This window comes from Streptomyces chrestomyceticus JCM 4735 (assembly GCF_003865135.1).
GTDB lineage: Bacteria > Actinomycetota > Actinomycetes > Streptomycetales > Streptomycetaceae > Streptomyces > Streptomyces chrestomyceticus.
In genome coordinates this window covers 4733015-4756287 of sequence record NZ_BHZC01000001.1, presented here as the reverse complement: position 1 = coordinate 4756287, position 23273 = coordinate 4733015, and the positions used below count along the sequence as shown (strand labels likewise).

Genomic DNA, 23273 nt, shown 5'->3' with positions numbered 1-23273 from the left:
GGGGGAGGGCCGACAGGGCTCAGATGTCGAGGAAGCGGACGTCCTTGGCGTTGCGCTGGATGAAGGAGCGCCGGGCCTCGACGTCCTCACCCATCAGCACCGAGAACAGGTCGTCGGCGCGCGCCGCGTCGTCCAGCGAGACCTGGCCGAGCACGCGGCTGTCGACGTCCATCGTCGTCACGCGCAGCTCCTCGGCGTTCATCTCGCCCAGACCCTTGAAGCGCTGGACCGAGTCGTCCTTGATCCGCTTGCCGTTCTGCTTGCCGAGCTCGATCAGGGCGTTGCGCTCCCGGTCGGAGTAGGCGTACTCGTGGTCGTCCCGGCCCCACTTGATCTTGTAGAGCGGCGGGCGGGAGAGGTAGACGTGCCCGGCCTCCACCAGCGGCCGCATGAAGCGGAAGAGGAAGGTGAGCAGCAGGGTGTTGATGTGCTGGCCGTCGACGTCGGCGTCCGCCATCAGAATGATCTTGTGGTACCGGAGCTTCTCGATGTCGAAGTCCTCGTGGACACCGGTACCGAAGGCCGAGATCAGCGCCTGCACCTCGTTGTTGTGCAGGATCTTGTCGACCCGCGCCTTCTCCACGTTCAGGATCTTGCCGCGGATCGGCAGGATGGCCTGGTACTGCGGGTCACGGCCGGACTTGGCCGAGCCGCCGGCCGAGTCACCCTCGACGATGAAGATCTCGCACTTGGTGGGGTCGTTGGACTGGCAGTCCGAGAGCTTGCCGGGCAGCGACGCCGTCTCCAGCAGGCCCTTGCGGCGGGTCAGGTCGCGGGCCTTACGGGCCGCCACCCGCGCGGTCGCGGCCTGGATGCCCTTGCGGATGATGTCCGCGGCCTCGTTCGGGTTGCGGTCGAGCCAGTCCGTCAGGTGCTCGTGGACCACCTTCTGCACGAAGGTCTTGGCCTCGGTGTTGCCCAGCTTCGTCTTGGTCTGGCCCTCGAACTGCGGCTCGCCGAGCTTGACCGAGATGATCGCCGTCAGACCCTCGCGGATGTCCTCACCCGTGAGGTTGTCGTCCTTCTCGCGCAGCAGCTTCTTGTCCCTGGCGTAACGGTTGATCAGACCCGTCATCGCCGAGCGGAAGCCCTCTTCGTGCGTACCGCCCTCGTGGGTGTGGATGGTGTTGGCGAAGCTGTAGACACCCTCGGTGTACTGGGTGTTCCACTGCATCGCGACCTCGAGGGAGAGCATCCGCTCCTTGTCCTCGGCCTCGATGTCGATCACCGTGGGGTGGACGACCTCGCCCTTGCGCGAGTTCAGGTACTTCACGAAGTCGACGATGCCGCCCTCGTAGTGGTACCGGACCGTGAGCGGCTTGCCCTCCTCGTCCACATGGGCCTCGCGCTCGTCGGTGAGCGTGATCGTCAGGCCCTTGTTGAGGAACGCCATCTCCTGGAAGCGGCGCGACAGCGTCTCGAAGCTGTACTCGGTCGTCTCGAAGATGTCGCCGTCGGCCCAGAAGGTGACCGTCGTACCGGTCTCCTCGGTGGCCTCGTTACGGGACAGCGGCGCCGTCGGCACGCCGAGCTTGTAGTCCTGGGTCCAGCGGTGGCCGTCCCGCTTGACCTCGACGGCGACCTTCTGCGACAGCGCGTTGACGACGGAGACACCCACGCCGTGCAGACCACCGGAGACCGCGTAACCGCCGCCGCCGAACTTGCCGCCCGCGTGCAGCACCGTCAGCACGACCTCGACGGCCGGCTTCTTCTCCGAGGGCACGATGTCGACGGGGATGCCGCGGCCGTTGTCGACGACGCGCACACCGCCGTCCGGCAGGATCGTCACGTCGATGGTGTCCGCGTGCCCGGCCAGCGCCTCGTCGACGGAGTTGTCGACGACCTCGTACACGAGGTGGTGCAGACCACGCTCGCCGGTCGAGCCGATGTACATACCGGGGCGCTTACGGACCGCGTCCAGGCCCTCGAGGACGGTGATCGCGCTGGCGTCGTACGACTTCTCTTCCGGAGAGTCGCCACTGGCGCCGGCAGGAACCCCCTCTTCAGTAGAAGCCGTGTTGTTCTCGTTGAGGTCGCCGGAGTCGGCCACGAAGCGCCCTTTCTGGCACAGCACGAGCCGCCTCCATCAGAAGCAGGGCGGCTGCGTCGTTCGACATGTTCCGCGAGTGGGCGGGATTGCTACCAGTCTACCGGTAGCGCCGACACTAATGGGGGTTTGCGGGCGCCTGAGTCGTCATGTGCCGCCCTGAAGTGCCGTTGGCCGACTCCCCATATCTGCGACGGGCCCCCAGGACGCTCTAGACGGCCTTCAGCGCTTCGGGCTGTCAACCTCCGGCTACCGTGAGCGGAGTCTCACCCGCACCACGCGTTCACCTCAGCCGTACGTGTCCCCGGGCCCCTTGCTGCCGGGCGCCCGCAGCGGCCCGTACCGCCGCGCCGGACCGCCCGGACCCAGCACCTTGATCAGCTTCACCGTGCCCTGGCCCAGATCCTGGTTCAGCCGCGCGACGAGCTGCGGCGCCAGCAGCCGCAGTTGCGTCGCCCACACCGTCGAGTCGCACTGCACCGTCAGCACGCGCGCTTCCTCGTCGTACTTCTGCGGCTCGCAGTGCTGCGCCACCTCCGGCCCCACCAACTGCGGCCAGCGCCCCATGACGCCGCCCACCGCGGCCGGGGTCTCCCAGCCGCGCTCCGTGATGAGCCGGTTGATCGCCGCACCCAGCGGCAGCGGATCGCGCCCGTCGGCGCGTGCGCCGGAGCGCAGACCACCGCGGCGCGCCTGTTTCTTCTGCTGCGCGGCGGCGCCCCGCGCCTTCGCCTGCTCCTTGGCGGCGACCAGCGCCTGCCGTGCCAGATCGATCCCGGACAGCTCCGGGGGCTTGGGCTGGTCGGCGCCGGGCGGCCGCTCCGAGGGCTCCTCGGAGGGCCGGTCCGGTTGCTCGCCGTTCATCACCGGCTCCGACGCCCGCTCATGGTGCGACCTTCTCCGCCACACCCTCGGACACCGCGAACCGGGCCCCCGACAGCACGCCCGGCACATCGTCGTCCACCGCCGCGGTCACCAGCACCTGCTCAGCGGGCGCCACCAGCTCCGCCAGCCGCTCCCGCCGCCGGCTGTCCAGCTCCGCGAAGACGTCGTCGAGCACCAGCACCGGCTCATTGCCCTCACCGCGCAGCAGGTCGTACGAGGCCAGCCGCAGCGCGAGCGCGTACGACCAGGACTCGCCGTGGCTCGCGTACCCCTTGGCGGGCAGTTGCCCCAGCTTGAGCAGCAGGTCGTCGCGGTGCGGGCCGACCAGTGTCACCCCGCGCTCGATCTCGTTCTTACGGGCCGCGCCGAGCGCCTCGGTCAGCAGCCCGTACAGCTCCTCGCGCGTCGAGGCGCCGTGCAGCGCGTCACCGGCCGAGCCGCGGTACTCCATCGCCAGCGGCCCGCCGCCCGGCGCCAACTGCTCGTACGCCTTGTCGGCCAGCGGCTGGAGTGTGGCGATCAGGTCCAGGCGCTGGGCCAACAGCTCGGCGCCGACCCGGGCCAGGTGCTGGTCCCACACGTCGAGGGTCGACAGATCCATCTGCCGGCCGCCGTGCCGTCTGGCCAGCGCCGCGCTCTTCAGCAGCGTGTTGCGCTGCTTGAGCACCCGGTCGTAGTCCGAGCGCACACCCGCCATCCGCGGTGAACGCGCCGTGATCAGCTCGTCCAGGAAGCGGCGGCGCTCCCCCGGGTCGCCCTTGACCAGCGCCAGGTCCTCCGGCGCGAACAGCACCGTCCGCACGATCCCCAGGACGTCACGCGGTCTGACCTGCGACGACCTGTTGATACGGGCCCGGTTGGCCTTGCCCGGGTTCAGCTCCAGCTCGACCAACTGCTGCCGCTCACCCTGGACGACCGCGGCCCGCACGATCGCCCGTTCGGCCCCCATCCGCACCAGCGGCGCGTCGGAGGAGACCCGGTGGCTGCCCAGCGTGGCCAGATAGCCGACCGCCTCGACGAGGTTGGTCTTGCCCTGCCCGTTGGGGCCCACGAAAGCGGTGACGCCCGGGTCGAGCGGGACCTCGACCCGGGCGTACGAGCGGAAGTCGGCGAGCGAGAGATGCGATACGTGCATGTGGCGCGCCGACCTCCCCCGGCTACCGGACTGCTGCTGTTACCGGACTGCTTGCTGCTTGCTCTGCTTGCTTACTGCTTCGCGTTGCTGCTTGTCGCGGTACTACCCCTTCGCCGTACTACCGCTTCGCGTTGCTACTTCTTCGCGTTCTCGACGGCGTGGCCGCCGAACTGGTTCCGCAGCGCCGCGATCATCTTCATCTGCGGCGAGTCGTCCTGACGCGAGGCGAAGCGCGCGAAGAGCGACGCCGTGATCGCGGGCAGCGGCACGGCGTTGTCGATCGCGGCCTCGACCGTCCAGCGGCCCTCGCCGGAGTCGGCGGCGAAGCCCCGGAGCTTCTCCAGGTGCTCGTCGTCGTCCAGCGCGTTGACCGCCAGGTCCAGCAGCCAGGAACGGATGACCGTGCCCTCCTGCCAGGACCGGAAGACCTCGCGTACGTCGGTGACCGAGTCGACCGCCTCCAGCAGCTCCCAGCCCTCGGCGTAGGCCTGCATCATGGCGTACTCGATGCCGTTGTGGACCATCTTCGCGAAGTGGCCCGCGCCCACCTTGCCGGCGTGCACCGAGCCGAAGTCGCCCTCCGGCTTGAGCGCGTCGAAGATCGGCTGCACCTTGGCGACGTCCTCCGTGGAGCCGCCGTACATCAGCGCGTAGCCGTTCTCCAGGCCCCAGACACCGCCCGAGACGCCGCAGTCGACGAAGCCGATGCCCTTGGCGCGCAGCTCCTCGGAGTGCTTCTCGTCGTCGGTCCAGCGGGAGTTCCCGCCGTCCACCACGACGTCGCCGGGGGAGAGCAGCTCGCCCAGCTCGTCGATGGTCGCCTGGGTCGCTTCGCCGGCGGGCACCATGACCCACACCACGCGCGGACCCTTGAGCCCGTCCACCAGTTCCTTGAGGCTGTTCACGTCAGCCAGGTCCGGGTTGCGGTCGTATCCGATGACGGTGTGGCCTGCGCGGCGGATGCGCTCGCGCATGTTGCCGCCCATCTTGCCGAGACCGACGAGACCGAGCTCCATCAGTACCCCTTACGTTGCGTTACGGCACATCCCCGCCCTACGTGTCGAGTTTACGCGCGAAGCCACGACGCGGCGGCCCGCCCCCCACACCTGTGGACAACCGGGTGTGCCGCGGGGTGGCGTTCGCGGGGCATTCGGCATTCGGGGCTTGGGGAGTACGCCGGTCAAGGCATTCGCCTGGCGGCGGGGGTTTTGAGCGGGGTGGACGCGCTCGACTGCGTATTTCGTGGGGGCCATCGGGGTATGCCGCCGGCTGTCGCGCCGGGGCGGCCCGGCTTGCATTACTGCGCTCTGCATCGGCGCTGTTTGGGCGGTCGAGTGGCGGGCCTGGGCGCAGCGGTCGACCGGGTTATCCACAGCCGCACCTTCGCACGCGCGGCCAGCAACGCTGTGACCAGCCGCTTCGCAGGTACTCGGAGCAGGACCGCCAGGGCTGTGGATTATTTTCCGCCCAGGGTGGTCACCTGGGTGCCGCGGCGCCGGGGGCCTGGGGACGGTGTGGATACGGGCATGGCTCGACGCACCGGATATCCGCAGCCTGGGGAAAACCTTCCGTCCACCCGAGGCTTTTGCTCGGCACGTAAAGGTGAAATGTGGTCGCAGACGTGAAGCGACTGGTGGACATTCTCCATCGACGCCGTCACGCACCCGAAAGGCTTATTTCGTATTCTCCACCGAAAAACTCCGCCCCTGATACACGAGCGCTGCGTGCGTGTATCAGGGGCGGAGCGAAAACTCCCGGGTGACTTCCGTCGACGGACGGCCGTACGGCCGGAGCCGCCGGCAGCCGGAGACCGGAGCGGTCCGGAGCCGGAGTCGCCCGGCATCCGGCCGGAAGATCAACCGGAGAGGCGCACCGGCATGATCAGGTACTTGTAGGCGTCGTCCGCCTCGGCGTCCTTGGCCGGGCAGCCGCTGAGCAGCGCCGGCTTGGTCGAGGTGGTGAAGGACAACTGGGCCACCGGGGAGTCAATCGCCGACAGGCCCTCCAGGAGGAAGCCCGGGTTGAAGGCGATGGAGATGTCGTCGCCCTCCAGGTCCGCGTCCACCCGCTCCACAGCCTGTGCGTCGTCGCTGGAGCCCGCCTCCAGGATCAGCACGCCCTGCTCGAAGCTCAGGCGCACCGGGGTGTTCCGCTCGGCGACCAGCGCCACACGCTTGACGGCCTCGACGAACGGGGCGGTCTCGATCACGGCGACCGAGTTGAACTCGGTGGGGAAGAGCGTGCGGTACTTCGGGAGGTCGCCCTCCAGGAGCCGGGTGGTCGTCCGGCGGCCCGCGCCCTCGAAACCGATCAGGCCCTCACCGGCACCCGAGCCGGACAGCGCCAGCGTGACGCTGTCGCCGCTGCTGAGGGACTTGGCGGTGTCCAGCAGCGTCTTGGCGGGCACCAGGGCCACCGCGGAGGCGTCCGGGCTCTCCGGCTTCCACAGGAACTCGCGGACCGCGAAGCGGTAGCGGTCGGTGGAGGCCAGGGTGACCGTGTCGCCCTCAATCTCGATGCGCACACCGGTGAGCACCGGGAGGGTGTCGTCACGGCCGGCGGCGATCGCGACCTGGGCGGCGGCCGCCGCGAAAACCTCACCGGGCACGGTGCCGGTGGCGGTCGGCATCTGCGGCAGCGCCGGGTACTCCTCCACCGGGAGGGTGTGGAGCGTGAACCGCGAGGAGCCGCAGACGACGGTGACCCGTACACCGTCGGTGGAAATCTCCACCGGGCGGTTGGGGAGGGCACGGCAGATGTCGGCCAGCAGGCGGCCGGAGACCAGGACGGTGCCTTCCTCCTCCACGTCCGCGTCGACGGAGACGCGCGCCGAGACCTCGTAGTCGAAGCCGGAGAGGCTCAGGCTGCCTTCCTCCGCCTTCAGCAGCAGGCCCGCGAGGACGGGCACCGGCGGACGGGCCGGGAGGCTCTTGGCCGCCCAGGCCACTGCCTCCGCGAGTACATCGCGCTCCACCCGGATCTTCACCGGAAACCGCCTCCTGCTGTTGCTGGCTTACGCCCTGCTGGCCTTCTTCGTCGGCTGGGTCGCCGGGGACCAGTCTGACGTACGTCACCGATAGCTGTTGCTGCTCGGGGTCAAGTCGGGTCGAGAGGCGTCGGACGACCGATCCCCAAGTTGTGCACAGCACCCGATTCGAAACGAGTTCCCCGGTAGCTATCTGTGGTCGTAGTAGTAGGGCCTGTGGAAACCGTGGACAACTGCGTCTGCGCAGGTCAACACGGTTTTTTTGTCCACCGGGCCTGTGGGCGGCAGCCGTGGACAACCGGCCGAGTCTGTGGACCGCCGTTCTTCATGCACACCCGATGCACAGGGGAGCCCTACTTCTCCCCAGTCCTGTCCCCAGCTTTACCCCGGTTCCCCACAGCCCAATCCGGCACCTTGGTGTGACGCCTTTCACTCGGCCCGGTGAGCGCGGGTGTCGCCTTGCCGAACAGTGGACAGGGGTGTGGAGAAGTTGGGGACAAGCGCGGGCCACCTGTGGGCGGGCAGTGGACAACGCGATCGCCCCCCTGTGGACGAATCCTCTGTCCACACCCTGTGGATGAGCGTTAGCCACAAATCCACACGCCGCTGACCTCGGCTGATGCTCCTGCGCTCGGTCCTCCTGTGGAAGCCACCGGGATAACTTCCCAGTCCCCAGCATGTGGACGGAAGAATCTTGGTCAATCTGTGGAGTACGGCCGTGACCTGACGAGGAATCGAACAGAGCAGTGGCCTTCCACAGGGGCGGGACGGGGTCGGGGCGGTCGCGGGACGGGGCCGGAGGAGCTGCGGAGCGTGGTGGAGACGCCTCCGTACGACGAAATCGGGCGTCCCGTGCGGGCCGGAGAAACGCGCTGAGCGAGACAGAGTGCCTTGCCGTACGGGCCGGAGTTCCAGGCCGCACGAGCCGGAGAGACGGCGCCGTACGGGGCCAGGGAGCCCGCTGTGCGTCCGCCGGGACCCCTGCCGTACGCCCGTGGAGCCCTGCGTACGTCCGCAGGAGCCGCGCCCCGTACGTCCGTGGAGCCCCCGAGCGACGAAGGGCGCCCCGGGAGCGGTTACGTCCCCGGGGCGCCCTCGAAACTCCGGCCGGCCGGTGGCCGATGCCGCGTCAGCCGTTCTTGATGCGGTTAGTCAGCTCGGTGACCTGGTTGTAGATGGACCGTCGTTCGGCCATCAATGCCCGGATCTTGCGGTCCGCGTGCATCACCGTCGTATGGTCACGCCCGCCGAACTGCGCACCGATCTTCGGCAGCGACAGATCCGTCAGCTCACGGCACAGGTACATCGCGATCTGCCGGGCCGTCACCAGCACGCGGCTGCGCGACGATCCGCACAGGTCGTCCACGGTCAGCCCGAAGTAGTCCGCGGTCGCCGCCATGATGGCGGTCGCGGTGATCTCGGGAGCCGCGTCCTCGCCACCGGGGATCAGGTCCTTCAGGACGATCTCCGTCAGGCCCAGGTCCACCGGCTGGCGGTTGAGGGAGGCGAAGGCGGTGACCCGGATCAGCGCCCCCTCCAGCTCGCGGATGTTGCGCGAGATGCGGGAGGCGATGAACTCCAGCACCTCCGGCGGCGCATTCAACTGCTCCTGGACCGCCTTCTTGCGCAGGATCGCGATCCGGGTCTCCAGCTCCGGCGGCTGGACGTCGGTGATCAGTCCCCACTCGAAGCGGTTGCGCAGCCGGTCCTCCAGGGTGACCAACTGCTTGGGCGGCCGGTCCGAGGACAGCACGATCTGCTTGTTGGCGTTGTGCAGGGTGTTGAAGGTGTGGAAGAACTCCTCCTGCGTCGACTCCTTGCTCGCCAGGAACTGGATGTCGTCGACGAGCAGGATGTCCATGTCGCGGTAGCGCTTGCGGAACGCGTCCGCCTTGCCGTCGCGGATGGAGTTGATGAACTCGTTGGTGAACTCCTCCGAGCTGACGTACCGCACCCGGGTGCCCGGGTAGAGGCTGCGCGCGTAGTGCCCGATGGCGTGCAGCAGGTGCGTCTTGCCGAGGCCGGACTCCCCGTAGATGAAGAGCGGGTTGTACGCCTTGGCCGGCGCCTCGGCCACGGCGACCGCGGCGGCGTGCGCGAAGCGGTTGGACGCGCCGATGACGAAGGTGTCGAAGAGGTACTTCGGGTTCAGCCGGGCGGTCGGCTCGCCGGGGCCGGTCGCGGGCGCGGGCTGCGCGGCGAGCGGGCCGGGGGCGCCGCTGGGCGCGGGCAGGCCGCCGGGGCCGGGGTTCTGGATGTGCGCGGGGGGCTGGTGCTCGGCGAGGTCACGCCGCTGCGGCGGCTGCTGCTCGTACGGGGAGTGGCCCTCGGAGTGCTGGTGCTGCGGCGGGCCGGTGTGCTCGGGAGCCTGCGAACGGTAGTCGCTCTGTGACCGCTGGTGCTGCTGGTGCTGCTGTACGTGTGCGGGGGGCGGCGTCGCGTAAGGGTCGCGCTCGGGGAATCCGCCGAGGCGCTGCTGCTGCCATCCGTAGTCCTCGCGCGGGGCGGGGCCGTTCTGGCCGCCCATGCCGGAGTGCTGCGGCCAGGAGCCGGGCTCGTGCCGGGGCTGCTGATGCTGCTGGTACTCCGGGTACGCGGGACGTACGTGGGGCAGGTCGTCGTCCTGGTGGCCGTAACCCTGCCGGTTGTCGTAGCCCTCGCTCTGCCGGCTGTCGTAGCCGCCGTACGCATCGTGCTGCTGCCCCGGCTGTCCCCCTTGCTGCTGAGGCTGCTGGGGCTGGTGCCGCTGCTGCAAGTGCGGAGACGGCTGGGGCTGCTGCATCGGCTGCTGAGGCTGTGGCTCCTCGGCGGAGTCGTCGACGGTGATCGCGATCCGGATCGGGCGCCCGCACTCGTGGCTCAGCGCCTCCCCGATGAGCGGCGCGAGCCGGCCTTCCAGCACGCCCTTGGCGAACTCGTTGGGCACGGCCAGCAGGGCGGTGTCCGCCACCAGGGCCAGCGGCTGGGTCCGCTTCAGCCAGTCCTGGTCCTTCGGCTTGAGGCTGTCGCTCTCCGCCCGTAGGAGGTGATCAAGTACGCGTGGCCACACTGCGGCAAGATCGGCAGGTACGTCGGCCACAGAGCACGCTCTCTCACTGGTCCCACGAATGTGTGATTCTCAGGACGGGCGGGAAGGAATCGGAGTTGACCCACGGTAGTCAGGGCGACCCTGGTGATTCAAGTTGTTGTCCACAGGCTGTGCATAGTGTGTCCCGGCCGAGGGCCGGTTTGACCGGATGACGCCGCCGCGCGTACCGTAACCAGGTCGAGTTGTCGATGGCTGCTGCCGCCTGCCTCCGATGGGCAAAGATCGCGCTCAAGTGATCGAAGTAGCGGTGCACTCGGGCGTTGCGAGCTACTCGTGGGCGCACGGTGACAGCCAGTCGACGCCCCACACCTGTCTCCCCGGAGACACCAAGCATCTCTGGAGCCCCCGAGTGAGCAAGCGCACCTTCCAGCCGAACAACCGTCGTCGCGCCAAGACCCACGGCTTCCGCCTGCGGATGCGTACCCGTGCCGGCCGCGCGATCCTCGCGTCCCGCCGTGGCAAGGGTCGCGCCCGCCTGTCGGCCTGAGCCCTGAGCTAGGTCCATGACGTGCTGCCTACCGAGCATCGGCTGAGGCGGCGCGAGGACTTTGCGACCGCGGTACGCCGGGGACGCAGGGCCGGGCGCCCGCTCCTCGTCGTCCATCTACGCAGCGGTGCAACGGACCCGCACGCAGCGGGGGAGAGCCCTCCCCCGGCGCGTGCGGGTTTCGTCGTGAGCAAGGCCATCGGCGGTGCCGTGGTCCGCAACAAGGTCAAACGACGGCTGCGCCACCTCGTGCGCGACCGGCTGGACCGGCTGCCCGCCGGTAGCCTGGTTGTCGTACGGGCGCTGCCCGGCGCGGGCGATGCGGACCACGATCAACTGGCCCGTGACCTGGACACCGCGCTGCAGCGGCTGCTGGATGGAGTTCCCCCCACCCGAGGTCAGGGGAGGGAGCCGCGGTGAAGTACCCGCTGCTGCTGTTGATCAAGCTGTACCAGTGGACCATCAGCCCCCTGCTGGGGCCGGTCTGCCGGTACTACCCGTCGTGCTCCCACTATGGCTACACGGCCATCGACCGGCACGGCGCGGTGAAAGGGACCGCGCTGACGGCTTGGCGCATCCTGCGTTGCAACCCGTGGTCGCCCGGTGGCGTCGACCACGTTCCACCCCGGAAGCGTCCGGTCTGGCATCGGCGGCTGAGGAGCCGCCTGGGCGGGTCCACCGTCCCTGAGCCTGCCGCACAGCCTGAGACTCAGCCCACCGCCCAAGGAGCCTGATTCGTGGACACGATCCTCAGTCCTCTCTATTACGCAGTTTCCTGGATCATCGTCCAGTTCCACTCGTTCTACAGCCTCATCTTCGACGAGAACAGTGGCGCGGCGTGGGGTCTGTCCATCGTCTCGCTGGTGGTGCTGATCCGTGTCTGCCTGATCCCGCTCTTCGTGAAGCAGATCAAGTCGACGCGGAACATGCAGGCGCTCCAGCCGAAGATGAAGGCGATCCAGGAGCGCTACAAGAGCGACAAGCAGCGTCAGTCCGAAGAGATGATGAAGCTGTACAAGGAGACGGGCACCAACCCGCTCTCCAGTTGCCTGCCGATCCTGGCGCAGTCGCCGTTCTTCATCTCGCTGTACCAGGTCCTCAGCCACATCGCGAACAACCAGACGGTCGGCGTCATCAACCAGTCGCTGCTGGAGAGCGCGCAGAAGGCGCACATCTTCGGCGCGCCGCTGGCCGCGAAGTTCCTGGACACCCCGGAGAAGATCCAGTCTCTGGGTGCGTCGGTCACCGACGTCCGCGTGGTCACCGTCATCATGATCGTCCTGATGTCGGCGTCGCAGTTCTACACGCAGCGCCAGTTGATGACCAAGAACGTCGACCTGACGGTGAAGACGCCGTTCATGCAGCAGCAGAAGATGCTGATGTACGTCTTCCCGATCATGTTCGCCGTCTTCGGTATCGGCTTCCCCGGCTTCCCCGTCGGCGTTCTCCTGTACTGGCTGACCACCAACGTCTGGACCATGGGCCAGCAGATGTTCGTCATCCGCCGGAACCCCACCCCGGGCAGCAAGGCGTTCGAGGAGCGTCAGCAGCGACTGCGCGCCAAGGGCAAGCTCAAGGAGGACCCGGCCGAGGTCGAGGCCAAGAAGGTCGCCGAGGAGGCGCGCCAGAACCGGCAGCAGCCCAAGCGGCAGAGCAAGTCCCAGCGCCAGACCCAGCCCGCCGCCGGCGGCAAGCAGGCCGGCGGCAAGCCCGCCGGTGGCGCCGGTGCGCAGCGGCGCACCCGGGCGGGGTCCGGCTCCAGCGCTTCCGACGCCTCCGGCTCGGACGCTTCGAAGAAGCAGTCCCTGGAGAAGCAGGCACCTCAGGACAGCAAGCCGAAGGGCGGCTCCTCCGCCTCCGGCTCCCGTAACGCCAAGTCTGGACAGCGCAAGGGCCAGCAGCGGCCCAAGCACCCGTCCAAGAAGTAAGAAGGAGTCCTTCCGTGACGGACACGACCCGCCCCTCGTCGTCGACAGGGGGGACCCCGGCCGCCGAGGGGACCGACACCCTCACCCGCCTGGAGCAGGAGGGCGAGATCGCGGCCGACTACCTCGAAGGCCTGCTGGACATCGCCGACCTCGACGGCGACATCGACATGGACGTCGAGGCCGACCGCGCCGCTGTGTCGATCATCAGCGACTCGACCAGCCGTGACCTGCAGAAGCTGGTGGGCCGGGACGGTGAGGTGCTGGAGGCGCTCCAGGAGCTGACCCGGCTCGCGGTGCACCGGGAGACCGGTGACCGCAGCCGTCTGATGCTGGACATCGCCGGGTACCGGGCCCAGAAGCGCGAGGAGCTCGCGGAGCTGGGCGCCGAGGCGGCGGAGGAGGCCAAGGGCACCGGCGAGCCGGTGAAGCTGAAGGCCATGACCCCCTTCGAGCGCAAGGTCGTGCACGACGCGGTGGCGGCCGCAGGGCTGCGCAGCGAGTCCGAGGGCGAAGAGCCCCAGCGGTGTGTGGTGGTCCTCCCGGCCTGACGGCCAGAGCCCCGCACCGCTTGATGTCACCGGCCCCGTCTGTCTCGCAGGCGGGGCCACATCTTGTCAGCCTTATAACAGTCCAGAGGAAGGGCGTTTCCCGTGACGGACGCAGCAGCGGAGCTCCCACCGGCGCCGGATGTGGCGCGTGAGGTGTTCGGTGAGCTTTTTCCGGAGGCCGTGCGCTACGGCGAGCTGCTCGCCGACGCGGGCGTACGCAGAGGTCTGATCGGCCCGCGTGAGGTGCCGCGGCTGTGGGAGCGGCACCTGCTGAACTGCGCGGTGCTCTCCGAGGTGGTGCCCGAGGGCGTCACCGTCTGTGATGTCGGCTCGGGCGCGGGGCTGCCGGGCATTCCGCTGGCCCTGGTGCGGCCGGACCTCAAGATCACGCTGCTGGAGCCGCTGCTGCGGCGGACGAACTTCCTGCTGGAGGTGGTCGAGCTGCTCGGGCTGGACCATGTCACGGTGGTGCGCGGCCGCGCGGAAGAGGTCATGGGCAAGCTTCCGCAGGTGCATGTGGTGACGGCGCGTGCGGTGGCGCCGCTCGACCGGCTGGCGGGCTGGGGTGTTCCGCTGCTGCGTCCCTACGGCGAGATGCTGGCGCTCAAGGGGGACACGGCCGAGGAGGAGCTGAAGGGGGCCCGCGCCGCGCTGAGCAAGCTCGGTGTCGTGGAGACCTCGGTGGTCCAGGTCGGTGAAGGGGTCGTGGATCCGCTGTCGACCGTGGTCCGTGTCGAGGTCGGCGAGAGCCCTGGCGGTGTGCGGTTCGCGGCCAAGCGTGCGAAGGCGGCCCGGCCCAGCCGGGCGCAGCGGGGGCGGCGCCGCTGAGCGGGGCGGTAGCCCTGCTGACTACCCCAGCCAAACCAACAAAACGACACAAAGCGGAGTGTCGCGTACAAAACGGACGCAACGCTGTCATCGTGTTTCACGTGAAACGTCGTTCTCTGCTGCATGGAATCATCAGCCGTGGTCGCGCGGCTGCCGCGCCGCGTGACCGGAAGCCCCCAGGGGTGACGGAAGTATCCACAGAGGTGGGTTCATCCACAGGAGAGCGGACCTCACTGGTTCACGACACCGAAAGCATGGCAGGCTCTGAGCACTGCGAGCCTGATGTCGAGGAGAGTGAATCCTTGCGGTCCGACGCCAACATCGCGGGCCCGATGACCGATCCGGTCCCCGGTCCCCGTAGCGAGTCGCTCAGGGATGACGTTTCACGTGAAACGCCGTCCCCCATGGACGACACCCCGATCGGTCGTGCAGCTCAGCTGGCGGTTCAGACGCTTGGCCGCACCGGAGAAGCCCTGCCCCGGCCCGAGAACACCCGGGTCATGGTGGTCGCCAACCAGAAGGGCGGGGTCGGCAAGACCACCACGACGGTCAACCTTGCCGCCTCGCTGGCTCTGCACGGTGCCCGCGTCCTGGTCATCGACCTCGATCCGCAGGGCAATGCCTCCACGGCCCTGGGTATCGACCATCATGCCGAAGTTCCCTCCATCTACGACGTGCTGGTGGAGAGCAAGCCGCTGGCCGATGTCGTGGTTCCGGTGCCCGACGTGGAGGGGCTGTTCTGTGCGCCGGCCACCATCGACCTGGCCGGCGCCGAGATCGAGCTGGTCTCGCTGGTGGCACGGGAAAGCCGGCTGGACCGGGCCATCAAGGCCTACGAACAGCCGCTGGACTACATCCTCATCGACTGCCCGCCGTCGCTCGGCCTGCTGACCGTCAACGCACTGGTCGCGGGTGCCGAGGTACTGATCCCGATCCAGTGCGAGTACTACGCGCTGGAAGGGCTCGGCCAACTGCAGCGCAACGTCGACCTGGTGCGCGGGCACCTCAACCCCAAGCTCCATGTGTCGACGATCCTGCTCACCATGTACGACGGTCGCACCCGGCTGGCCTCCCAGGTCGCGGAGGAGGTGCGTAACCACTTCGGCAGCGAGGTGCTGCGCACCAGCATCCCCCGTTCGGTGCGTATCTCCGAGGCGCCCAGCTACGGGCAGACCGTCCTCACCTATGACCCGGGTTCCAGCGGCTCGCTGTCCTACCTTGAGGCGGCCCGGGAGATTGCCTTGCGCGGGGTCGCTCAGGCCGGGATCGGCTCCGAGGGACTCACCGTGAACTACGAACCACAGCACAGCATGTCGGAGGGGAATCAGTGAGCGAACGACGTAGAGGACTGGGCCGTGGGCTCGGTGCGCTGATCCCCGCGGCGCCGCAGGCAGCGGAGAGCACCGCGCCCGTGGTGGGCCGGGGAGCGACCTCGCCGTCCGCGGTGCCGGCCATGCCGCCGGACCGCGGGGTGGCGGCGGCCAAGGTCACCTCGATCGCGGTCAGGAGTGTTTCACGTGAAACGGAAGAGCCGCAGAAGACCGAAGCAGCGGCGGCTGTGACGGGAGAGGTGGCGGGGGCGCACTTCGCCGAGCTGCCGCTCGACGTGATCACGCCCAACCCGCGGCAGCCGCGTGAGGTCTTCGAAGAGGAGGCACTTGCCGAGCTGGTCACCTCCATCCAGGAGGTCGGGCTCCTCCAGCCGGTGGTGGTCCGGCAGACCGGCCCCGAGCGGTACGAGCTCATCATGGGCGAGCGGCGCTGGCGGGCCTGCCGCGAGGCCGGCCTGGAGCGCATCCCGGCGATCGTCCGTGCGACCGACGACGAGAAGCTGCTGCTGGACGCCCTGCTGGAGAATCTCCACCGGGCCCAGTTGAACCCGCTGGAAGAGGCCGCGGCCTACGACCAACTGCTGCGGGACTTCAGCTGCACCCACGACGAGCTGGCCGACCGTATCGGCCGGTCGCGCTCGCAGGTCTCCAACACCCTGCGGCTGCTGAAGCTCCCGACGTCCGTGCAGTTCCGGGTAGCCTCCGGGGTGCTCTCCGCCGGCCACGCGCGTGCCCTGCTGGGCGTGGACGACGCGGACGAGCAGGAGGAGCTGGCGCGCCGTATCGTTCGCGAAGGACTCTCGGTGCGCTCGGTCGAGGAGATCGTGCGGCTGATGGGTTCCGAGCCCGCCGGTACCGCCAAGACGAAGAAGCCGCGGGCCGGCACCCGGGTCTCCCCCGCCCTGACGGGCCTCGCCTCCCGGCTGTCCGACCGCTTCGAGACCCGGGTGAAGGTCGACCTCGGGCAGAAGAAGGGCAAGATCGTCGTCGAGTTCGCCTCGATAGAAGATCTTGAGCGCATTCTCGGCACCATGGCCCCCGGCGAGGGCCGGGTGCTCGACAAGAGCCTCACCGAGGACAACGGCGAAGAGGACTGAGCCGAGTCCCCGGGCCCGGAGGGCGGGCCGTGTTCCCAGCGGATTACGGAACACGGCCCGTCCTTTGCTGTGTGGCGGTACCCGCGTGGGCGGACCGTGGATACGATGCGATCGGGTATGGCGCACATCCACGTGGAAACCCCCACAACAAGGAGTAAGCCATGCGAACGGTGAGCCGCACCGGACTGCTGGCAGCGGGCTTCGGCCTCGGGGCAGTCGGTGGTTTCGTCGGTGGCCTGCTCAGAGAGCGGGACGTGCGGACGGTATCGCGCGGTGCGGCGGGCGAGGGAAGCGAGGACCTGTCTTCATGGGCCGTCGGCTCGTACCGCTCACGCTGGACAACCTTCCGGATCTCCCCAAGCGCTGCCGCTCCTGCGTTTTCTGGGAACTGGACCCCGTCAGCGGCGAAGCCGCGGTAAGAGCGGGCCGGCCCGAGCTGGAGAAGGAAGCCTGGATCTCGGCCGTCCTTCTGGAGTGGGGCTCCTGCGGCCGTGTGGTCCTTGTCGACGACGTCCCGGTCGGCTTCGTGCTGTACGCCCCGCCCGCGTACGTACCGCGCTCCACGGCCTTCCCCACGAGCCCGGTGTCCCCCGACGCCGTACAGCTCCTCACGGCGTGGCTGACGCCGGGGTATCAGGGGCAGGGGCTGGGCCGGGTGATGGTGCAGACGGTGGCCAAGGACCTCATCCGCCGCGGATTCAAGGCGGTCGAGGCGTTCGGTGACGCCCGCTGGTCGGAGCCCGCGTGCGTGCTTCCCGCCGATCACCTGCTGGCCGTCGGCTTCAAGACGGTCCGCCCGCATCCCCGCTTCCCCCGGCTGAGGCTGGAACTGCGCACCACGATCTCGTGGAAGGAAGACGTGGAGATGGCCCTCGACCGTCTCCTGGGCGCGGTACAGAAGGAACCGGCTCTGCGTCCGCTCTGAAGAGCGGGATTGCACGAACGCGAACGGGCCCGGCCCCCGGAGGGGCGGGCCCGTTCGCGTTCGTGCGGGTCGCGGAGTGCGCTCAGGCGAGGAAGTCGCTCAGCTCGCGCTCCAGCGCCCCCTTCGGCTTCGCGCCGACGATGGTCTTCACGACCTCGCCGCCCTGGTAGACGTTCATCGTCGGGATCGACATGACGCCGTACTTGGCGGTGATGGTCGGGTTCTCGTCGGTGTTCAGCTTCGCGATGACGATCTCGTCGTGCTCGGCGGCGATGGCCTCCAGCGACGGGGCGATCTGGCGGCACGGACCGCACCAGGTGGCCCAGAAGTCCACGAGTACGGGCTTGTCGCTCTTGAGGACGACCTCTTCGAAGTTGGCGTCCGTCACGGTCACCGTGGCACCGGCCATGGCAGTCTCCTTACTGGGTGGGGTGGGGCTCGGGGGCGTTCAGGGGCGGAGTCAGGCGGAGGCGGTCTTCTCCGGCTCGGGGACGTCCTCGCTGTCCGAGAGCGCGGCGAGGTGCCGCTCGGCGTCCAGGGCCGCGGAGCAGCCGGTACCGGCCGCCGTGATCGCCTGGCGGTAGGTGTGGTCGACGACGTCGCCGGCGGCGAAGACACCCGTGATGTTGGTACGGGTGCTCGGGGCCTCCACCTGGAGGTAGCCCTCGTCGTCCAGCTCCAGCTGGCCCTTGAACAGCTCGGTGCGCGGGTCGTGGCCGATCGCGATGAACAGGCCGGTCACCGGGGACTCCGAGGTCTCGCCGGTCTTCAGGTTGCGCAGCGTCAGGCCGGAGAGCTTGTTCTCGCCGTGCAGTTCGGCGACCTCGCTGTCCCAGACGAAGCTGATCTTCGGGTCGGCGAAGGCGCGTTCCTGCATCGCCTTGCTGGCCCGCAGCGTGTCACGGCGGTGGATGATCGTGACCGACTTGGCGAAGCGGGAGAGGAAGGTGGCCTCCTCCATCGCGGTGTCGCCGCCGCCGACCACGGCGATGTCCTGGTCCTTGAAGAAGAACCCGTCGCAGGTGGCGCACCACGAGACACCGCGGCCGGAGAGCTCGTCCTCACGGGGCAGGCCCAGCTTGCGGTGCTGGGAGCCGGTCGTGACGATCACGGCCTTGGCGCGGTGCACGGTGCCGGCGGTGTCGGTGACGGTCTTGATCTCACCGGTCAGGTCGACCGCGACCACGTCGTCCGGGACCAGCTCGGCGCCGAAGCGCTCGGCCTGGGCACGCATGTTGTCCATCAGGTCGGGGCCCATGATGCCGTCGCGGAACCCGGGGAAGTTCTCCACCTCGGTGGTGTTCATCAGCGCGCCACCGGCGGTGACGGCGCCCTCGAAAACCAGCGGCTTCAGGGAGGCACGGGCGGTGTAGAGCGCGGCGGTGTAGCCCGCGGGCCCGGAGCCGATGATGATCACGTTACGGACGTCGCTCACGGGTGTCTTCCTTGTCTCTGCCGACTGCTTGCTGGGGCTCTCGGTGAACTCTCACCCCACCCAACGGATCCTAAGGGGCAAGCATTCCCGCGGAGCCCCGGCGCTCTTACCGCCGGTTCAGGCCCGCCGGTACGAGTGGGTCAGCAGCACCTTGCCAGGAGCCGGCGGAGACGCGGAGACGCAGGAGGAGGAGATGACGTAGGCGGAGACGCGGTCGGCGTCGGTCGGGTGCGGCAGCACCAGGAGGTACGCGTCCTGGCCCTCGTAGGTGCTGTGCGTGGCTGCCAGGGGGGTCTCGGGCCGCCCGGTGCCGCGCTGGACGCAGGACGGCACGGTGTCCGTCGCGCCCCGCAGCGGTGTGTCGGGAGAGCTCTGCGTGCCGACGTCCGGCGCCTTCTTGGTGTGCGACGAGGCCAGCAGGTCGTGGACCCGTGTCTCCAGGGTGGCGGACGTCAGCGCGGACGCGGCCCCGGCGCTCTTCTCCGCCGCCTCGGTGTGCGGCTTCTGTGCTGTCCCCTGGCCACTGCCGGAGGACGCGTTCTGAATGACGATCCCGCCGACGCCGATGACCGCCACGGCAGCGGCGGCACCGAGCAGCGCCCTCGGCCAGCGTCGGCTGCGGGGCCGGCCGCCGGCTGTACGGCGCCCCGGGCCGGAAGCCGCCCGAGGGTGCCCTGCGGGCCGGGTGACGGGCGCGGGAGGGGCGGTGACGGTGGCGGGTGCGGTGTCGGTTTCACGTGAAACAGGAACGGTCGTGGCCGCCGGAACCTCCCGCTCGGCCGGCTCCTGGTCCGGTGCGGTGGAGTCGAGCAGCGCCTCGGCCGCCAGCGCCGCGTCGATGCGCTCCGCCACGTCGGCCGGCATCCGCGAAGGCCCTGGAAGGGTGCCCAGCAGCCCCCGGATCTCCTCCAGGGAGGCATGGACGTCCTCGCACAGCTCGCAGCACGCGAGGTGATCGCGTAGGTCCGCGGTGCGGGACGGGGAGAGCAGCCCGTCCGTGAGCGCGGAGATCTCGGAGACCTCCGGGTGCTCGTCCGTGTCGGTCGTCGAAGTCACGAGCGCCCACCTCCGCCCTTCACGGCATCTGTGTCCTTCGGCCCTGCCGCCTCTGGGACGGATGTCCCCTGCGCCCGGTTCCTTCCCCCGCCGACGGGTCTGCTATCCCCTTCACCCGGGCGCAGATGGGTGAGCATCGGAAGAAGCCGGGCCCGGCCTCGCGCACAGCGGCTCTTCACCGTCCCCGTGGGGACGTCGAGGATCGCGGCGGCCTCGGCCACCGGATATCCCTGCATGTCAACGAGGACCAGCGCCGCACGTTGTTCTTCGGGCAGGGTGCGCAGCGCACCGAGCAGTTCCCGGTGCAGATCCTGCCGCTCGGCCGGCACGGCGGCGGACTCGTGCGGTTCCAGCAGTTGCTCCAGCCGCTCCGTCTCGGCGACCGGGGACGTACGGCGGGAGGCCGCTTTGCGTGCCCGGTCCAGACAGGCGTTGACGGTGATGCGGTGCAGCCAGGTCGTGACGGCCGACTGGCCCCGGAAGGTGTGGGCGGCCCGGTAGGCCGAGACGAGCGCGTCCTGCACGGCGTCCGCCGCTTCTTCCCGGTCGCCGAGGGTGCGCAGCGCCACCGCCCAGAGCCGGTCGCGGTGGCGCCGGACTATCTCGCCGAAGGCGTCGGGGTCGCCGGCCACGTGGCGCGCGAGGAGGTCACCGTCGCTCACCACGTCAGAGCCGCCTGTCTCAGGCCCCACATGTCCCCCTGCTCGCGGCGGGTAGCGGATAGGTGGCTCCATTGAAGCCCGCCGGGCTGCGAAAGTAAACGCCGGTCAGGCGTGGGGCCGGTCTCGGGCACGGCGGGTGCCGACCACTGTCCGGCGCCGGGCGCGGCATCATTTCGCCGCCTTGAAAGCGCGTATTGCGAGAGTTGCCGAGTCGCGGTGACGGCTGAAACGATCAAGATGCCGCACATAGACGGAGCGCCGGTAATCGCCCGCTGCGGAACGGTTCGACCGGCTGCTTCTCGTCTGCCGCCAAAGATTCAAGGAATTGCTGTATGAAAAACCTCAAGCGTCTTCTGCTGATCGCGGTGGCTTCGGTCCTTGCCGTGGGGGCGATGCCGGGTTCGGCGTCCGCGTACTCCAAGGGAAACTGCAGCCACCGCAAGACGCTGTCGGTGAAGACCTACGGCGGGCACGCCACGGTCAAGCTCCTCGTCTACCGCTGCAAGGACGGTCACGACTGGACGATGGCGAGCATGACGTCGAACGGGGGTGACAGTGAGGGAGCGCTCTGGATGGACGTCTCCCGCAACGGCGGAAAGACCTGGAAGGGATTGGTGCAGAAGCGCCGGTTCACTCTTGACCCGGGCGACACGGCATCCATCGCGAACAACAAGCTCCAGAACGACGGCCCCGGATACTCGGTGCGGGCCTGTGGGTACTTCGGCAACAATACGGTGTATTGCACCAAGTGGAACTGAAGTGTAAGTAGGTTCCGGTTTTCCGGGTCCCCGGCCGATGCGTCGGCCGGGGACCCGGTGTGCTCACGGCCCTTCTTCGGCAGCAGCCGGATTCACGGGTGAATTGCCGGAATTCGGGTCGAAGTCGCGCGTCAGAAGCGCCCCACCGTCTCGCGAAAAAACCGAGCACGCGCTGCTGATGCAGCACGTGCTCGGACCTCGTGAAATTGGCCGGATCCCGCAAGCGGGGAGCAGGTCGCGCCCTGCGAGCGCCCAGCGAAGGGCGCTCGGAGGGTCAGCCGCTGACCTTGATCTCCGAGATACCGCCCCGGTAGCCGTCCTCCTCGTCGTCGCTGGGCAGCTCGGTGATGTGGACCAGGACGTAACGCGTCTTGACGGGCTTGTCCAGCTTCGCGGTCAGTGAGCTGCCGGCCTTCTCCAGCTTCGACAGACGCTTTGTGAACGCGTTGAGCGTCGTCGGGTTCGTCGCTTCGGGGTCGGCGGCGAGCACCTCGGCCGTCTGCCCCGGCCGGTACATGCTGGCCTGCACCTCGGAGACGTCCTGGACGCTGCCGAGGTCGACGACCAGGCCGCTGCCGTCCGCGCGCTGCGGAAGGTTGCCGAAGTTCGCCCAGCCCTTGAACAACCCGGTCACCCAGGCGGTGCCCGGGTCCCCGTCCACCGCGTTCGACGCCGGGCTGTAGCGGCCGCCGACGGGCGAACTGGTGCGGGGAGAGAACTCCGTCGCGCTGTCGATCTTGATCGGCTTCGGTGCGGGCTTCTTCTGCTTGCCGCTCTCGGGCTGCGTGCTCTCCTGGCTGTCCTGGCCCTCGTCCTTGAGGAGGGTGTCCGCCAGCTGCCAGCTACCGAGCCCCAGCGCCGCGATCAGCAGTCCGGACACGCACCACTTCAGGGCCCGGCCGGTGCGGCTCTGCAGCGGTGGCGGCGGAACGGGCACCGCCGCTGCCCGGGTCGGCGCCCCGCCGTTGCGCGACGGGGGCTGCCCGTACGAACCCTGCTGGAAGGCGGTGCGCTGGTAGGGCGGCGGTGAGGTGAAGGAGGTCTCCGGCGGGCGGATGCGCGGTATGGCCGTGACGGCCTTCACCAGCTCCTCCGGAGTGGTGCAGGCCGGCTCCTGTCGGGAGGCGGTGGCACCGTCGTTGACCAGCGCCCGCATGGCCAGCTCGGACAGGCCGCGGTGCACTCCGGCCCGTACCTGGTCCGGCGGGATCATGCCGATGTCCTTGGGCAGCCCCGACAGGCCGTACGCGTCGCTCTCGTACGGCCAGCGCTGGGTGAGGGCGGCGTACAGGAGCGCGCCGATCGCCTCGGTGTCCGTGCGCTGCGGGTGGTCGCTGCTGATGCCGCGCAGCGCGGCCATCACGGCCAGCCCGCGGATGCGGTACTGCCCGGACTCGGTCCGCAGCACCGAGCTGGGGTTGAGCCTGAGATGGGCCAGGCCCTCCCGGTGGGCGGCGGCCATGGCCTGGGAGACCTGGCTGACGAGCTGGTAGGCGTCGTGCGGTTCGAGCGGGCCGCTCGCGAGCACCGCGGTCAGCTCCGTGGCGTCCGGCAGCCACTCGTGCACGACGTAGACGAGGTCGTTCTCCTCGACGGCGTCGAGGACCTGCACGAAGCGGGGGTCGCCGAGCAGCGCGGCGGAGCGCGCGGCGGACAGCACGGGGCGGGCACGCGGGTGGTCCGCGGGCAGGATGTGTACGCCGACGGCACGGCGCAGTTTCTCGTCGACCGCACGCCAACTGCTGAATCCGTCCAGACGGGTGACGCACTCCTCCAGGCGGTAGCGTCTGGCGAGCTTGTGGCCGCTGTGCAGTTCGGGCGGCTTGGTGTCGGCCACCGCGGCAGGCTGTTCGCCGGTGCGTGCGGTGTCCTGGTCCGTGCCGGTTACGCTCTCGGCCTCCGCACCGTCGTCCGTGGCCTGTCCCGCCTGGGCGGTCAGCGGTTCGTCACCGCTCGTGTCGGCCACGTCGACGGCAGCCGTGCTCCGTTCCGCCACCGTCGTTCCTGCCTCCCCATCCGTTGCAGGCTCTACGAGCCAAGACAATTGTGCCCACAGTCCGCCACTATGCACGACACA

At 69.1% G+C, this 23273-nt stretch carries 21 protein-coding genes; 10 read left to right on the top strand and 11 right to left on the bottom strand.

Going from position 1 to position 23273, the window contains the following annotated elements:
* Positions 1 to 19 precede the first annotated feature (19 nt).
* The 6 genes from gyrB to dnaA form a co-directional block, all read right to left on the bottom strand.
* Positions 20 to 2074, bottom strand: a complete 2055-nt coding sequence (gyrB, locus tag EJG53_RS20425) for a DNA topoisomerase (ATP-hydrolyzing) subunit B (RefSeq protein ID WP_174856431.1) — start codon at positions 2072 to 2074, stop codon at positions 20 to 22.
* A 261-nt stretch (positions 2075 to 2335) separates the two neighbouring features.
* On the bottom strand, positions 2336 to 2911 hold the full coding sequence (locus tag EJG53_RS20420) for a DciA family protein (protein WP_030017057.1): 576 nt from the start codon (positions 2909 to 2911) through the stop codon (positions 2336 to 2338).
* Positions 2912 to 2930: 19 nt separating this feature from the next.
* Positions 2931 to 4067 carry a DNA replication/repair protein RecF gene (recF, locus tag EJG53_RS20415; RefSeq protein ID WP_125046044.1) on the bottom strand — a complete coding sequence of 379 codons (1137 nt, stop codon included), beginning with the start codon at positions 4065 to 4067 and terminating at the stop codon, positions 2931 to 2933.
* 134 nt (positions 4068 to 4201) lie between these two features.
* The gene (gene gnd, locus EJG53_RS20410; protein ID WP_031007777.1) at positions 4202 to 5083 is read right to left on the bottom strand and encodes a phosphogluconate dehydrogenase (NAD(+)-dependent, decarboxylating); all 882 of its coding nucleotides are present in this window, start codon (positions 5081 to 5083) and stop codon (positions 4202 to 4204) included.
* 839 nt (positions 5084 to 5922) lie between these two features.
* Positions 5923 to 7053 carry a DNA polymerase III subunit beta gene (gene dnaN / locus EJG53_RS20405; RefSeq protein WP_125046043.1) on the bottom strand — a complete coding sequence of 377 codons (1131 nt, stop codon included), beginning with the start codon at positions 7051 to 7053 and terminating at the stop codon, positions 5923 to 5925.
* A 1129-nt stretch (positions 7054 to 8182) separates the two neighbouring features.
* Complete coding sequence (gene dnaA / locus EJG53_RS20395; RefSeq protein WP_125046042.1) at positions 8183 to 10132, bottom strand: chromosomal replication initiator protein DnaA; 1950 nt, start codon at positions 10130 to 10132, stop codon at positions 8183 to 8185.
* Positions 10133 to 10490: 358 nt separating this feature from the next.
* Between dnaA and rpmH the strand changes: the two genes are divergently transcribed.
* From rpmH to EJG53_RS20350, 9 genes are all read left to right on the top strand, one after another.
* Complete coding sequence (gene rpmH, locus EJG53_RS20390; RefSeq protein WP_003949374.1) at positions 10491 to 10628, top strand: 50S ribosomal protein L34; 138 nt, start codon at positions 10491 to 10493, stop codon at positions 10626 to 10628.
* A gap of 21 nt (positions 10629 to 10649) precedes the next feature.
* Positions 10650 to 11048 carry a ribonuclease P protein component gene (gene rnpA, locus EJG53_RS20385; protein ID WP_030017062.1) on the top strand — a complete coding sequence of 133 codons (399 nt, stop codon included), beginning with the start codon at positions 10650 to 10652 and terminating at the stop codon, positions 11046 to 11048.
* Entirely contained in the window at positions 11045 to 11362 is a 318-nt protein-coding gene (gene yidD, locus EJG53_RS20380) for a membrane protein insertion efficiency factor YidD (RefSeq protein WP_003978865.1), read from the top strand. The genes rnpA and yidD overlap by 4 nt, the downstream gene beginning before the upstream one ends.
* A gap of 3 nt (positions 11363 to 11365) precedes the next feature.
* Positions 11366 to 12556 carry a membrane protein insertase YidC gene (yidC, locus tag EJG53_RS20375; protein ID WP_125046041.1) on the top strand — a complete coding sequence of 397 codons (1191 nt, stop codon included), beginning with the start codon at positions 11366 to 11368 and terminating at the stop codon, positions 12554 to 12556.
* Between the two features lie 14 nt (positions 12557 to 12570).
* Complete coding sequence (locus EJG53_RS20370; protein WP_125046040.1) at positions 12571 to 13104, top strand: Jag family protein; 534 nt, start codon at positions 12571 to 12573, stop codon at positions 13102 to 13104.
* Between the two features lie 102 nt (positions 13105 to 13206).
* Positions 13207 to 13932, top strand: a complete 726-nt coding sequence (gene rsmG / locus EJG53_RS20365; protein ID WP_030017065.1) for a 16S rRNA (guanine(527)-N(7))-methyltransferase RsmG — start codon at positions 13207 to 13209, stop codon at positions 13930 to 13932.
* Positions 13933 to 14186: 254 nt separating this feature from the next.
* Entirely contained in the window at positions 14187 to 15263 is a 1077-nt protein-coding gene (locus EJG53_RS20360; protein ID WP_125046039.1) for an AAA family ATPase, read from the top strand.
* Positions 15260 to 16360, top strand: a complete 1101-nt coding sequence (locus EJG53_RS20355; RefSeq protein ID WP_125046038.1) for a ParB/RepB/Spo0J family partition protein — start codon at positions 15260 to 15262, stop codon at positions 16358 to 16360. Before EJG53_RS20360 ends, EJG53_RS20355 begins: the two co-directional genes overlap by 4 nt.
* Before the next feature lie 307 nt (positions 16361 to 16667).
* Positions 16668 to 17285, top strand: coding sequence for a GNAT family N-acetyltransferase (locus tag EJG53_RS20350; protein WP_125046037.1), 618 nt, complete (start codon positions 16668 to 16670; stop codon positions 17283 to 17285).
* A gap of 82 nt (positions 17286 to 17367) precedes the next feature.
* Here the strand turns inward: EJG53_RS20350 and trxA are convergent, their stop codons facing one another.
* The 4 genes from trxA to sigM form a co-directional block, all read right to left on the bottom strand.
* The gene (trxA, locus tag EJG53_RS20345) at positions 17368 to 17694 is read right to left on the bottom strand and encodes a thioredoxin (RefSeq protein WP_125046036.1); all 327 of its coding nucleotides are present in this window, start codon (positions 17692 to 17694) and stop codon (positions 17368 to 17370) included.
* A gap of 51 nt (positions 17695 to 17745) precedes the next feature.
* The gene (trxB, locus tag EJG53_RS20340; RefSeq protein ID WP_125046035.1) at positions 17746 to 18720 is read right to left on the bottom strand and encodes a thioredoxin-disulfide reductase; all 975 of its coding nucleotides are present in this window, start codon (positions 18718 to 18720) and stop codon (positions 17746 to 17748) included.
* Between the two features lie 117 nt (positions 18721 to 18837).
* Positions 18838 to 19776 carry an anti-sigma factor family protein gene (locus EJG53_RS20335; RefSeq protein ID WP_125046034.1) on the bottom strand — a complete coding sequence of 313 codons (939 nt, stop codon included), beginning with the start codon at positions 19774 to 19776 and terminating at the stop codon, positions 18838 to 18840.
* Positions 19773 to 20468 (bottom strand): RNA polymerase sigma factor SigM, encoded by a 696-nt coding sequence (gene sigM, locus EJG53_RS20330; protein ID WP_125046033.1) that lies wholly within the window; start codon positions 20466 to 20468, stop codon positions 19773 to 19775. Before sigM ends, EJG53_RS20335 begins: the two co-directional genes overlap by 4 nt.
* 302 nt (positions 20469 to 20770) lie before the next feature.
* On the opposite strand from sigM, the gene EJG53_RS20325 reads away from it, so the two are divergent.
* Positions 20771 to 21196 carry a hypothetical protein gene (locus EJG53_RS20325; RefSeq protein WP_125046032.1) on the top strand — a complete coding sequence of 142 codons (426 nt, stop codon included), beginning with the start codon at positions 20771 to 20773 and terminating at the stop codon, positions 21194 to 21196.
* Positions 21197 to 21470: 274 nt separating this feature from the next.
* Here EJG53_RS20325 and EJG53_RS20320 read toward each other — a convergent pair whose 3' ends face one another.
* On the bottom strand, positions 21471 to 23192 hold the full coding sequence (locus EJG53_RS20320) for a protein kinase family protein (protein WP_125046031.1): 1722 nt from the start codon (positions 23190 to 23192) through the stop codon (positions 21471 to 21473).
* Between the last annotated feature and the right edge of the window lie 81 nt (positions 23193 to 23273).